We start from the raw sequence: 12,917 nt of genomic DNA on the forward strand, positions 1-12,917 counted from the left end.
GGGGATCATGGCGAAGCGTCGGCGCACCCGTGGACTCATGGCACTCGTGGCTTCCGTGCTCGTGGTCTCGGGTTGCTCCTCCTCCGCCCCGGACGAGGGGTCCCCGGGCGGGAACGGCCCCACCGAGGAAACCGTCCTCGACGTGACGAGCACGCAGGTCAGCCTCGAGGACGGCTCCCGGGGTGGTTACGACGCCGACGGCAACCAGGTCGTGGCCACCCGTGAGCTGGAGACGACGATCTGGTACCCGACCGAGGGCGACGGGCCCTTCCCGCTGGTCGTGTTCAGCCACGGTTACCTGGCCACCCCCGAGAAGTACGAGGAGCTGCTCTCCCGGTGGTCGTCGGCGGGCATGGTCGTCGCGGCGCCGCGGTTCCCGCTGAGCGCCGAGGGCGCGGCCGAGATCCGCGCCGACGTGCCCCAGCAGCCGGGGGACGTCGCCTTCGTCCTCGACCAGGTGCTGCGGCTCGCGGAGACCCCCGGCAGCGACATCGAGGGGCTGGTCGACCCGGAGCGGATCGCCGCGGCCGGGCACTCGCTGGGTGCCCTGACGACCGCCTTCCTGCGCAGCGAGTACGGCTTCGTGAGCGGTTTCGACGCCGCCCTCGTCCTCGCGGGGGGGCCGTTGGACTACCTGGTGCCCGAGCTCGCGGAGAAGCCCCCGCTGACGTTCGTCGACGCCGGCACCCCCATCCTGTTCGTGCACGGCGACCAGGACGATGCGATCCCGGTGGAGCAGGGCGAGCAGCTCTACGGCGCCGCTCCGGCACCCAAGGCCTTCCTCGAGGTTCCCGGGGCGGATCACAGCAGCACCTACGAGGAGGACTCCTACCCCACCTGGCCGGTCGTCGCCGAGGTCACCACCGACTACCTGCAGTGGGCGCTGGACATCGACCCAGCGGCCCTCGAGGACCTGCGGTCGGCGGTCGACGGCTCGGGGGCCGCGTTCCTCGCCGACGACGAGCTCGGCTGACCGCAGCAGCGCCCGACAGGGGGACGTGCGCGGGCGACCGCACCGCGCTCTCGCCACGGACAGTGAGCAGGATCGCACGGCTGTCACCCGATGACGTGACGTATCCGCCATCCGGTGGACACGACCACGACTCTCAGTCACTCTGGAACGGACGTCGGCCAGTCGACACGGGGGCTGCACACCGGTGTGCCGCCGCGCGTCGTGATCCCCGTGCCGGAGGACCGGCCACCGAGGACATCGAGCCAACCACGCACCACGGGTAGCGATGACCCGCCGGGCGACCCTGGTCGCCACGTGCCCGGCGGCGAGCAGAGGCGAAACCGGACCCGTCTCCGCACCGAGAGGACCGGCATGCGCCCACATCAGGGCACCGCTGCGCACCGCCACGACAGCACCGGGGCACCCCGGATCAGCGTGGTCATCCCCACGTACAACGAGGCCAGGAACCTCCCGCACGTGTTCGCGCTGCTCCCGGAGGACCTCCACGAGGTCATCGTCGTCGACGGGCGGAGCGTCGACGACACCGTCGCCGTGGCCCGGAGCCTGCGCCCCGACGTGGTCGTGGTGCAGCAGAACAGGCGCGGGAAGGGCAACGCCATGGCCTGCGGCTTCGCAGCGGTGACCGGCGACGTCGTGGTGATGCTCGACGCCGACGGTTCGGCCGACCCGCGGGAGATCCCCGCCTACGTCGGGGCGCTGACCTCCGGCGCGGACTTCGCCAAGGGCACCCGGTTCGCTCCCGGCGGCGGCAGCGCCGACATCACGCGGCTGCGGGCCTGGGGCAACCGGTGGCTCAACCGGGTCGTCAACGTGCTCTACGGCACGTCCTACAGCGACCTCTGCTACGGCTACAACGCGTTCTGGGCCCGCTGCCTGCCGGTGCTGGCCCTCGACGCCGCGGACACCGGGCGGGACCGCAAGCAGTGGGGCGACGGCTTCGAGATCGAGACGATCATCAACACCCGGGTCGCCAAGGGGGGGCTCCGGATCGCCGAGGTCCCGAGCTTCGAGTTCCCCCGCCTGCACGGGCAGAGCAACCTCAACACCTGGCGGGACGGCTTCCGGGTCCTCCGCGCCCTGCTCGTCGAGCGGGTCAACGGCGCCGGCGGGACCCTCCCGCCCGGGACGCGAGCCGGCGTGCCGCCGGTGGTGCGGTCACGGCGCGCGACGGCTCCCCGGCGGACCTCCGGGGACGACGTGCCGGCACTGCCCCGGGCGGGCGCGGTGCCCGTCGAGGACGTCGCATGAGCACCGTCGCCGTCGTCATCCCCTGCTTCAGCGAGGCACGGTGGGACGACATCCTGCGCGCGGTCGACTCCGCAGCCGCGCAGACGGTCCCGGTCGAACTCGTCGTGGTCGTCGACCACAACGACACCCTGCTGCACCGCCTGCGCCGGGAACTGGGCGACCGCGCACGTGTCGTCCCCAACCGGTACGCGCGGGGCGCGTCCGGCGGCCGGAACACCGGCGCCCTGGTCAGCGAGTCGGAGCTGGTCGCCTTCCTCGACGACGACGAGGTGGCCGAGCCGACCTGGATCGAGGAACTGCTGCGCGCCCACCACGAGGCCCCCTTCGCGACCGGGGTGGGCGGCGCCATCGAGGCGCGCTGGCCGGTGGGCGCTCCCCGCTGGTTCCCGGAGCAGTTCTCCTGGGTGGTCGGAGGGTCCATGCCCCGGCCGTCGCTCGACGTGCGCAACGTCTGGGGCGCCAACCTGCTGGTCCGGCGGAGCAGGCTGCTGGCGGTCGGCGGCTTCTCGGCCGACCTGGGCAAGGTCGGGGATGCCTCCCAGCCGGAGGACACCGAGCTCTGCCTACGCCTCAACGCCCACACCGGCCCGGGTGCGCGGTGGCGGTTCACGCCGCACGCGGTGGTCTGGCACGAGGTCCCACCGGAGCGGCAGACCTTCGGCTTCTTCCTGCGACGCTGCCACCTCGAGGGCGCCGGCAAGCGGCACATGGCCGCGCTCCCGACCGCGGGCGACGACGTCCTCGCGGAGGAGACCGCCTTCGTGCGGACGGTGCTGGTCAACGGGGTGGCCCGCAACCTGGCCGCGGCGCTGCGGGGCGACGTCCTGGGGGGCCTGGCCCGAGCCGGTGCGATCCTCGCCGGCATCGCGGCGGCGGGGGTCGGCTACCTCACGGCACGGCCGGTCACCCGCCGAACCGCCGCGGTGGCTCCCGTCAGCGGGGCGCCCGGCACCGGGACGGCGGCAGTCGGCGACGTGCCCGGTCCCCGGGCGGGCCGGCCGTGAGCGGGCGCGCGGCCAGCGGACGCCTGCTGCGCCGGTCGGTGCGGTGGCGGATGCCCGTGCTGATGTACCACTCGACCCCGGTGGAAGCGCCGGCAACCCCGGACGAGCACGCCGTCCCCGTCGGTGAGCTCGCCGATCAGCTCGGCGCCCTCACCGCCGACGGGTGGCGCCTCCTGGGCCTCACCGAAGCCCTCGCCGCCCGCGCCGCCGACCCCGGTGCACGGGTCGTCGGGGTCACCTTCGACGACGGGCTGCTCGACTTCACGCACGGGGTGGAGGTGCTCGCCTCGCTGGGCGCGCGGGCCACCATGTACGTCCCGACCGGCTCCGTCGGGGTACGGGTACCGCCCGGCGACCCGTACGGATCGCGGCTGAGCTGGTCCGAGCTGGCCGACGTCGCCGACGTCGGGGTCGAGATCGGCAGCCACTCGGTCAACCACCGCACGCTCGACACCCTCTCCCCCCAGGAGCTCCGCACCGAGGTCGTGGACAGCAAGCGCGACCTGGAGGACCGGCTCGGGCGGGCGGTGACCTCCTTCTGCTACCCGCACGGGTACTCCAGCCGCCGGGTCGAACGGGCCGTGGCCGGGGCGGGCTACACCAACGGGTGCATCGTCGGGCGGAGGATCGCCACGTCCGCGGACGACACGTACCGTGTTCCACGGCTGCACGTCCGGCCCGGCGTCACCGGGGATGCCTTCGACGCGCTCGTGTCCACGGGCGAGCCCGGGCTCGCACCGCACCTCAAACGTGTCGCCGCACCGGCGTGGCGCGCCGCCCGCCGTACCGCGCACGCCTTCGGCCACGAACTCACGTAACGCACGCACTCACGCAACGACCCGGGGGAACGGACGGTCTGACCCAGAGATGGCACTGCTCGAGGACACCGGCCCGACGCTCGGGTCCGTCGCGGCGCACGTCGTGGACGTGGAGCTCTCCGGACCGGTCGGGCCGCTGCACCGCCTGGGGCCGGACGGCCGCACCGCCGACGAGGCGTGGCTGCTGGTCCGGCTCGACGGTGAGCCCCTGGGGTGGGAGGTCCTCCCGCTGCCGGAGCACGGCATCCCGGCCGAGGAGCTGCAGCGGACGCTCGACCACCGGTTCGGTGAGCTCGTCCGCCGCCGCCGCGCCGAGCGCCCCGGCTTCGCCGCGCGGCACGCCGAGCACCTGGCCACCGCCGGTCGCGCCAGCGTCGTGCTGTGCACCCGGGAGCGGCCCGACGCGCTCGCGGCCTGCCTGGAGAGCCTGGCGGCGCAGGACCACCCGGACTTCGCCGTCTGGGTCGTGGACAACGCCCCGGTCACCAGCGCCACCGAGGACGTCGTCGCCCGGTTCGCCGGCCGGCTGGACGTCCGGTACGTCGTCGAGCCGCGGCCCGGCCTCTCCCGCGCCCGGAACCGCGCGTTGCGGGAGCCGCTGGAGGGCGACGTCGTCGCCTGGATCGACGACGACGAGGTCGCCGACCCGATGTGGCTGTCGGAGCTGACCAGGGCGCTGGCCGACCGGCCGGAGGCCGCCGCGGTCTCCGGCCTGGTCGTCCCCGCCGAGCTGGCCACCCGCGCGCAGGTCTGGTTCGAGCAGTTCGGCGGGCACAGCAAGGGCCGCGGGTTCACCCCGGCCGACTTCGGGCGCGGCAGCGGGGACCGGCAGAGCCCGCTGTACCCCCTCCCGCCGTTCGGCGTGGGCGCCAACATGGCGTTCCGCACCTCCGCGCTGCACGCGGTCGGCGGGTTCGACGACGCGCTCGGCGCCGGCACCCTGACCCACGGCGCGGAGGACACGCGGGTGTTCACCGACCTCCTGCGCTCCGGTCGACCGACCCTCTACCGGCCCAGCGCCGTCACCCGGCACTTCCACCGCCGCGACCTCGCCGGCCTGCGCCGGCAGATGGAGGGGTACGGGACCGGTCTGACCGCCTTCTACACCTCCCTGGTCGTCGACTCCCCCCGGGTCCTCCTCCCGCTGGCCGCGCTCGCGGGGCGGGCCGTGCGGGACATGACCAGCTCGAGCAGCCTGCGGGTCTCCGGGCTCGCCACGGACTTCCCGACCGAGCTCCTGTCCGCCAACCGGGCCGGCATGCTGCGCGGCCCGGCCGCCTACCTGCGGCAGCGGCGACGGGACCGGCGAGCCGGGGACGGCGCGCCGCAGCGCCCGGCCGCCAGCGGGTGGCGGCCCACCAAGGTCGTCCACTGGGACCTCGACGGAGACCCCGACCGGACCCTGGCCGAGGTGGACGCCGAGCGCTACGCAGCGGTTCACCTCGTCGTGCGGCGGGGGACCCGACCGGTGGCGCTGACCACCCTGCCGCTCCCCGAGGCGCTCGACCCCGAGGCCCGCGCCGCGGCCCTCGGCCGACTGGCGGAGGCCGCACCCGCCCCCGCGCCGCTCGCCCCCGGGTCCCCGCTGCCCGGCGTCTCCGTGGTGATCCCCACGATGTTCGAGCGGCCGGAGGGGCTGTCCCGCTGCCTGCAGGCGCTGCTGCGCCAGGACCTCCCGCCGGTCGAGGTGCTCGTCGTCGACAACCGGCGGGCCACCTCCCCCGGCGGCACCGGCGACGTCCCGGAGCTCGCCGACCCGCGCGTGCGGCTGCTCCGGCAACCGGTGCCCGGGATCTCGGCCGCGCGCAACCGCGGCGTGGCCGAGGCCACGGGCGAGGTGATCGCCTTCACCGACGACGACGTCACGGTCGACCGCCACTGGCTCCGGGCGCTGGCCGAGCGGTTCGCCGCGGAACCGTCCCTCGACGGCCTCGGCGGCCTCGTGGTCCCGAGCGAGCTGGAGACCCCCGCCCAGGAGGTGTTCGAACGGCACAGCGGTGGGGCGGCCAAGGTGCTGACCGCCGAGACCTTCCGGCTCGAGCGGCCCCGGGGACCGGTGTGGCACCCGGCGCGCTACCGGGTGGGCGTCCGGCGACCCGGGAGCGGGGCTGCGGGCCCCGTGCGCGTGCACTCCCTCTACCAGTTGGGTACCTTCATGGGGGCCAACATGGCCTTCCGGGCGGCAGCGCTGCGTGCCCAGGGGCCTTTCGACGAGGCGCTCGGCACCGGCACACCGACGTGCGGCGGCGAGGACGTCGACATGGTCGTCCGCATGCTGGCGTCCGGCCGGGAGCTCGGGTACGAGCCCTCGGCGGTCACCTGCCATGCGCACCGGCGCAGTGATGCGGACCTGGCCCGGCAGATGGCCGGCTACGGGACGGGCTTCACCGCGCTGCTGACCGCTCTCGTCGTGCGCGACCCCCGGCACCTGGTCGGGCTCGCGCACGCCGCGGCCACGGTCGCACGTGGCCGGCTCCGCCCGCGGGACCCGGGGGTCACCACCCTGCTCGAGGGCCTCCCGGCGGAGCTCCGCCGGCTGCGGCTGCGGGGCATGCTCGCCGGACCCCGCGCCTACCTCCACGCCCGCTCGAAGGAGACCTCGTGACCGCCACCGCGGCCCCGCGCAGACGCCGGGCCATGGAGCTCAACGCCGTGGCCCTGATGGCGTCCACGGTGCTCACGGGGGTCCTGGGCATCGTCTTCTGGATCGTGGCCGCCCGCATGCTCCCGGCCTCGGCGGTCGGCCAGGCCTCGTCGGCGCTGTCGGCCATCACCTTCCTGGCCGGGCTGGCGCAGCTGAACATCATCAGCGTGCTCCTGCGCTTCGTCCCCGGCGCCGGGGCCGCGACCGGCGGTTTCATCGCCCGCGCCTACGGCCTGGCGCTGATCACCGGGCTGGCGGTCACCCTCGGGTTCGTCGCCCTGGGCTTCGGCAGCGCCATCCTGGGGGACGACTGGTTCGTCCCCCTGGTCTTCGTCGGCGCGACCCTCTGCTACGCCATCTTCCTGGTCCAGGACGGCGCCCTGACCGCGCTCGGCGCCGCCGTGTGGGTGCCCCTGGAGAACCTGCTGGCCGGGTTGCTCCGGGTCGCCCTGCTCTTCCCCCTCGTGCTGCTGTCCGCGCAGTGGGGCGCGCTCACGGCGCTCGTCGTCCCCACCCTGCTCGCGGTCGTGGTGGTCAACACCGTCGTCTTCCGCCGGCTGGTCCCCCGGCACGCGGCCACGTCCCCCGGGTCGACCGACGTCCGGTGGGGCTCGATCAAGGGGTTCGTGGCCGGCGACTACGCCGCCAGCGCGCTGAACAGCTGCATCACGCTGCTGCCGCCCGTGCTCGTGTCCGCCGTGCTCGGCAGCGAGGCGGCGGCCTACTTCTACGTGCCCTGGTACGTCAGCGTCGCCTTCGGCACGCTGATGTGGAGCATCGCCATGGCCTTCGTGGTCGAGTACTCCGCCGACGCGAGCACGTTCCGCCGGCTGATGCGGCGGTCCATGCGGCTCACCGCGGCGGTCAGCCTCGCCGCGACCGCGGTCACCGTGGCCGCCGCCCCCCTGGTGCTCGCGCTGCTCGGTTCGGAGTACGCCGACCAGGGGACGACGCTGCTCCGCCTGGTCGCGCTGTCCTTCCCCTTCACCGCGGGCTTCGTCGTCTTCACCGCGCTCAGCCTGTCGCGCAAGCGGCTCAAGCCGCTGGTCACGGCGCTCGCGGTCAAGGCCACGGTGTTCCTGGGAGTGGGTGCGCTGGGCCTGGACAGCTTCGGCCTCGAGGGGTTGGCGCTGCTGTACCTGGTGTGCGAGGCCGTGACCGCGCTGGCGGTCCTGCCGGTGGGGGTGCGCCTGCACCGGGAGCTGGTCGCCGGTGCCGGCGCAGCGCCGGTGCCGGCGACCGGGGCCGAGCCGGCCCGGCCCGGGAGCACGCCGTGACCACGACCCCGGCCGCGCGGCGGTCCTCCCCCCGGCGCCCCCGGCCCGGTCCGGGGCTGCTGCTGCAGGCCCTGCGCCTGGACGCGCGCATCTTCCTGCGCAACCTGTGGTTCAACCGCGTGGCGGCCTCCTTCGCCGTTCCCAAGGTCCTGCGCCGCGTGCTCCTGCGGCTCGGGGGGATGGCGGTCGACTCCTTCGTGGTGAGTCCGGCCTGCCGCTTCGAGGGCGAGCCGCGCAACGTCCGGATCGGGGCGCGCAGCTACCTGAACCTGGAGTGCTACATCGAGGCCGTCGCGCCCGTGGCGATCGGCGCGGACTGCGCGATCGGCATGCAGTCGATGATCATCACCTCGGACCACCGCGGCCCCGACGGGTCCTGGCGCCCGGAGGCCACCGGCCTGCCGGTGTCGATCGGCGACCGCGTCTGGCTCGGAGCCCGCGTCACGGTGCTGCCCGGCGTGACGATCGGCGACGACGTCGTCGTGGCGGCGGGCGCGGTGGTCGCGGCCGACTGCCGGCCCGGCGGCGTCTACGCCGGTGTCCCGGCCCGCCGTGTGCGTGAGATCGGCGGGCACCCGGCACCAGGAGGAGAGGCGACCGCATGAGCACCACCTCGACACCGGCGGGCCCGCCCGACGCGCCGCAGCGCGTCCTGGACCGCGCCGACCGGTTCACCCAGTCCCTGGTCGCCTGGGTCGGCATCGCCACCGCCGTCGGCTCGGTCGTCGCGACCGCGTCCGGCGCCCCGGAGGCCGTCCGGCTGGTGACCGTGCTCGCCTTCGTCTGCGCCGGACCGGGTGCGGCGGTCATGTCGCACGTGGCGACCACCCGCCAGTCGACGTCGTGGGCGATGACCACCGTGGTGTCGCTGGCGCTGTGGGGCCTGGGCTCGGCGGTGCTGGGCTGGAGCGGCGTGTGGTCGCCCACGACGCTGCTGGTGGTCCTGGCCGCCGCGACGGTCGCGTCCTGCGCCGGGGCGCTGCTCCGCGAGCGGAGGTCCGGCCGATGACCCGCACCCTCGCGAACCCGGGCGCGCCGGACGCCGGCACCGGCGGCGGCACCGGGTCGGCGCGCCGCACCCCGTCGCCGTCCCGCCGGGCGCAGGCACCCCTGGTCGTCCTGGCCGGTCTGGTGTGGTGGGCGGTGAGCCTGACGCAGGTCGACACCACGGCGCGGTCCGAGTACGGCCTGCTGGGTCTGGTGGGCCCGCTGTTCTACGTCGGGCTGGCGCTGGTGTGCCTCGGGTTCGTCGTGGAGCTGTTCGACCAGCGGCGCACCTGGGTGCTGGCCGCCGGGGTCCTCGCGCTGGTGGCGGTCATCGACGCCACCGTGCCGATCCTCTACAGCAACCCCGAGTACGCCTGGACCTACAAGCACCTCGGGGTCGTCGAGTGGTTCCGCGAGGGCAACGGTGTCACCGACCCCCGCGACATCTACCAGCAGTGGCCCACCCTGTTCACCGCGGTCGCTGCCCTCGGTGAGCTCACCGGCATCTCGACGCTCACCCTGGCGGCGTGGGCTCCCTTCGTCTCCAGCGTGCTGGTGTGCCTGCCGGTGTTCGCCATCGCGCGCCACCTGGCCGACGACCGCCGGGTGGCTTTCCTGACGGTCTTCCTGTTCCACGCCGCGCTGTGGGTGGGGACCGCCTACCTCTCGCCCCAGGCGTACGCCTTCCACCTGAGCGCGGGCTGCTTCCTCGTCGTCCTGGCCTGGCTGCACCGGACCCCCACCGGGTGGCGCCGCGGGCCGGCGTGGCTCCGCCGGCTCAAGGCGTGGTCGGTGCGCGGGGCGGAGCCGGTCGCGTCCCGGGGCGACCGCTGGGTCGGCCTGGTGCTGCTGTTCGTGGTCTTCGCCGCGATGACGACCGCGCACCAGCTGTCGCCGTACATGGTGATCGTGGCCCTGGTGCTCGTGACGGCGCTCGGGGCCGTGCGGCCCCGCTGGACGGCGCTGGGCTGCATCGCGATCGCGGTGCTCTACCTGATGCCGCGCTTCGACTTCATCAACAGCGCTTACGGCCTGCTCGACAGCCTGCGGTTCTGGGAGAACGCCGAGGGCGTCGTGTCGACGACGACCGGGAGCGCCGGCCAGGCCTTCACCAGCACGGTCGCCTCGGCGCTCGCACTCGGCATCTGGCTCTCGGGGGCCGTCGCCGTGGTGGCCTCCTGGCGGGCGCCCGGGCGGGTGCTCGTGCCCGCCGCCCTGGCCTTCGCCCCGTTCCTGGTCCTCTTCGGGCAGAGCTACGGCGGGGAGGCGATCTACCGCGTCTACCTGTTCTCCCTGCCCTTCACCGCGTTCCTGATCGCGCAGGCGGTGCTGCGCATCCCGTGGCGCCGGCTCGTCGCGCCGGGGTTGGCCGTGGCCCTCACCGTGGTCTCGCTGGCGAGCATCCAGGGCCTGCACGGCACCCTGGCCTGGTCGACCTTCTCCGACGAGGAGGTGCAGGCCATGCAGTGGCTCTACGACAACGGCGAGGAGCGCCGCACCCTCGTCATCGGCGCCCAGAACGCGCCCGGGCGGCTGACGGCCGACTACGACGCCTTCGGTGTGCCGTCCTCGGGCGGTGACCCGGACCTCATCGAGTTCGCCGGCCTGGACGGGGACCTGCTCGACCAGGGCGGGCTCCCCCTGGTCGAGGAGTTCATGGCGACCCAGGGGCAGGACCCCTACCTGGTGCTCACCCGGAGCATGGCGGAGTACGCCCAGTACTACGGCCTGCTGGCCGACGGCTCGCTGGACCGGCTGCGGGAGGCCGCCACCGGAGCGCCGGGGTGGACGACCCTCTACGAGAACGAGGACGCCGTGGTCCTGCAGTACGAGGGCGGCGCACCGGAGTAGCCGGCGCCCCCGCGCCGACGGGGCGGTTCAAGCGGCGGGCAGCACCACGGTGGCCACCACGCCACGGTGGTCGGAACCAGGGATGCCGACCGTCCGCAGCTCCCGCGGCCCGGCGCCGCGGACCAGGACGTGGTCGATGCCGATGAGCGCGGGCGCCCGGGGCACCGCCGGGAAGGTGGTGGTCCACGGGGCGCCGAGGACCTCGGCGGCGTCCCGGTAGCCGTCCTGCAGCAGGCCGCGGAACTGCGCGTTGCCCCAGGTGGCGTTCAGGTCACCGCCGATGAGGACCGGGGAGCCGAGCACGTCGGCCTCGCGGGCCACCCGGTCCAGCAGGGCGGGGAGCTTGGCCAGGTCCCGGACCCAGTCGTCGGCCGCCTGCGGCCACGGGCCGGCGGCGTGCAGGGTGAGCACCACGGGCCCGGGCTGCTCGTCGTCCAGGACCAGGCGGGCCGAGACCGCGGGGAACGTCAGCTCGTCGTGGCGGGTCTCGTCGGCCAGGCGGTACCGGCTCCACAGCCCGATCCCCTCGGCCCCCGGCCACGGCTCGACCACGCTGTGCGGGAGCACCGCGTCCAGCCCGGCGTCGGCCAGCTGCCGGCGGAGCGCGGGGGTCAGTTCCTGGAGGAGGACGACGTCCGCCCCCGAGCGCTCCACCGCCGCGACGACGCCCGCCGCACCGGCCTGGCCCAGCTTCACGTTGGCCGTCAGCACCGTCAGCGGCCGCCCGGCCGTGGCCACCTGGTCCCCGGCGTAGGTGGGGGCGAGCGCGGCGACCGCCCCGGCGGTGAGCGCGGCGGCCAGCCCGGCGGCGATCCACCGCCGCCCGAGGAGCAGGAGCAGGGCCGAGAGCGGGGCCAGCGCGACGAGGTACGAGGAGAAGGCGCTCACCGCGACGGTGGTGCTGCTCCCCGAGGGGTAGTGGTGCGCGGCGAGCCCGAGCGCCGCGGCCAGCCCACCGGAGGCCCCGAGCACGCCGGCGGCACGTCGTCCTCTGCGCTGCCTCGGCGGGCCGGCGTCCGCACCCGGCTGCCCGAGGGCGGGACCGGAGGCCCTCAGTGGTACATCCGGACCCAGTCCACGTAGAGGCTCACCGTCTCCGGGGTCGTCGCGTCCGGAGCGGGGATCCACGTGCCCTGCGGTCCCACGTCGAGCTGAACGGCCAGGTGCATCGGTCCGTGCGGGATGGCGGCGGGCTCGGTGGTCCGGAAGACCTCCTCGCCGTCGATGTAGACGGTGATGCGGTCCCACTGCCAGTCCACCGCGTAGGTGTGCCAGTCGGTGAAGTCACCCGGGACCGTCTGGTCGATCCGCTGGTGGTCGGCGCCGTAGTGGACGGTCGTGTGGTTCTCCTGGCGGTCGCCCGCGACGACCTCCATGACGTCGATCTCGCCGTCGACCGGCCAGTTGTCGGAGTCCGGCCACAGCAGGATCGCGGGCGCGTAGCCGGTGCCCTCCTCGACCCGGGCCCGGAACTCCCACCGGCCGTAGGTGGTGGCCGGCTGAGCGTGCCAGGCGACGCCGCCGGCGTACTCCCGCCACCCGGTGATCACCAGGTTCCCGTTGCGGACCGACACGGCCTCGGGGGCCCGGATCCCGATCCCGCTGGACCCGGCTCCGCCGTAGAGCCGCCACTTCGACAGGTCGAGACCCCCGGCGTCGAACTCGTCACCACCGCGCGGGTGCCAACCGAAGCGCTCGGCCGCCGTGGTCGGCTCGGCGGGCGTGGAGCTCGCGGTCGGGGTGTCCGGCCGCGCCGTGTCGTCCACCACAGCCGCCGGCTCGTCCGGGACGTCGGAGGAGCAGGAGGCGAGCAGCACCGCCAGGGCGGCCGCCTGGACCGCCCGGACCACGCGCGAACCCGGACGCCGACGGCGAGAGCGGACGGCGACAGCAGGACCGCCGTCTGCCGGGGCGAGCGAGGACATGATGACTCGACGATACCTGCGCGACCAGCGCAGACGGGGCGAGGAGACGCATCACACCACATCGGGCGACGACCATCGCCCCGCACGCCCGGCCGGGCGGACGTCGCCGCGACCGACTGCGCTGCCCGGGCTGTGACGGACGGGACGAGCGGGACGGGCGGTGCACAGGGGAGCCGAAACGCGGTCCCCG

At 74.7% G+C, this 12,917-nt stretch carries 11 protein-coding genes; 9 read left to right on the forward strand and 2 right to left on the reverse strand.

Features of this window, described 5'->3' with window-relative positions; translation table 11 throughout:
- The first annotated feature begins 142 nt into the window (after positions 1 to 142).
- The 9 genes from D0Z06_RS07035 (at position 143) to D0Z06_RS07075 (ending at position 10,802) form a co-directional block, all read left to right on the forward strand.
- A complete protein-coding gene (locus D0Z06_RS07035) occupies positions 143 to 973 on the forward strand; it encodes an alpha/beta hydrolase family protein (RefSeq protein WP_158579897.1) in 831 nt (276 codons plus the stop codon).
- A 351-nt stretch (positions 974 to 1,324) separates the two neighbouring features.
- On the forward strand, positions 1,325 to 2,221 hold the full coding sequence (locus D0Z06_RS07040) for a glycosyltransferase family 2 protein (protein ID WP_117376629.1): 897 nt from the start codon (positions 1,325 to 1,327) through the stop codon (positions 2,219 to 2,221).
- Positions 2,218 to 3,225, forward strand: coding sequence for a glycosyltransferase family 2 protein (locus D0Z06_RS07045; RefSeq protein WP_117376630.1), 1,008 nt, complete (start codon positions 2,218 to 2,220; stop codon positions 3,223 to 3,225). The genes D0Z06_RS07040 and D0Z06_RS07045 overlap by 4 nt, the downstream gene beginning before the upstream one ends.
- Entirely contained in the window at positions 3,222 to 4,043 is an 822-nt protein-coding gene (locus D0Z06_RS07050) for a polysaccharide deacetylase family protein (protein ID WP_117376631.1), read from the forward strand. The genes D0Z06_RS07045 and D0Z06_RS07050 overlap by 4 nt, the downstream gene beginning before the upstream one ends.
- Positions 4,044 to 4,092: 49 nt before the next feature.
- Entirely contained in the window at positions 4,093 to 6,648 is a 2,556-nt protein-coding gene (locus D0Z06_RS07055) for a glycosyltransferase (RefSeq protein ID WP_117376632.1), read from the forward strand.
- Positions 6,645 to 7,964, forward strand: coding sequence for a lipopolysaccharide biosynthesis protein (locus D0Z06_RS07060; RefSeq protein WP_117376633.1), 1,320 nt, complete (start codon positions 6,645 to 6,647; stop codon positions 7,962 to 7,964). The genes D0Z06_RS07055 and D0Z06_RS07060 overlap by 4 nt, the downstream gene beginning before the upstream one ends.
- Positions 7,961 to 8,569, forward strand: coding sequence for an acyltransferase (locus D0Z06_RS07065; protein ID WP_233517508.1), 609 nt, complete (start codon positions 7,961 to 7,963; stop codon positions 8,567 to 8,569). The genes D0Z06_RS07060 and D0Z06_RS07065 overlap by 4 nt, the downstream gene beginning before the upstream one ends.
- Positions 8,566 to 8,973 (forward strand): hypothetical protein, encoded by a 408-nt coding sequence (locus D0Z06_RS07070; protein ID WP_117376634.1) that lies wholly within the window; start codon positions 8,566 to 8,568, stop codon positions 8,971 to 8,973. The genes D0Z06_RS07065 and D0Z06_RS07070 overlap by 4 nt, the downstream gene beginning before the upstream one ends.
- Positions 8,970 to 10,802, forward strand: coding sequence for a hypothetical protein (locus tag D0Z06_RS07075; RefSeq protein ID WP_117376635.1), 1,833 nt, complete (start codon positions 8,970 to 8,972; stop codon positions 10,800 to 10,802). Before D0Z06_RS07070 ends, D0Z06_RS07075 begins: the two co-directional genes overlap by 4 nt.
- 27 nt (positions 10,803 to 10,829) lie before the next feature.
- Here D0Z06_RS07075 and D0Z06_RS07080 read toward each other — a convergent pair whose 3' ends face one another.
- On the reverse strand, positions 10,830 to 11,774 hold the full coding sequence (locus D0Z06_RS07080) for an endonuclease/exonuclease/phosphatase family protein (RefSeq protein WP_158579898.1): 945 nt from the start codon (positions 11,772 to 11,774) through the stop codon (positions 10,830 to 10,832).
- Between the two features lie 80 nt (positions 11,775 to 11,854).
- The gene (locus D0Z06_RS07085) at positions 11,855 to 12,652 is read right to left on the reverse strand and encodes a glycoside hydrolase family 16 protein (RefSeq protein WP_158579899.1); all 798 of its coding nucleotides are present in this window, start codon (positions 12,650 to 12,652) and stop codon (positions 11,855 to 11,857) included.
- Positions 12,653 to 12,917 lie beyond the last annotated feature (265 nt).

The sequence above is a fragment of the Geodermatophilus marinus genome, assembly GCF_003428645.1.
GTDB lineage: Bacteria > Actinomycetota > Actinomycetes > Mycobacteriales > Geodermatophilaceae > Geodermatophilus.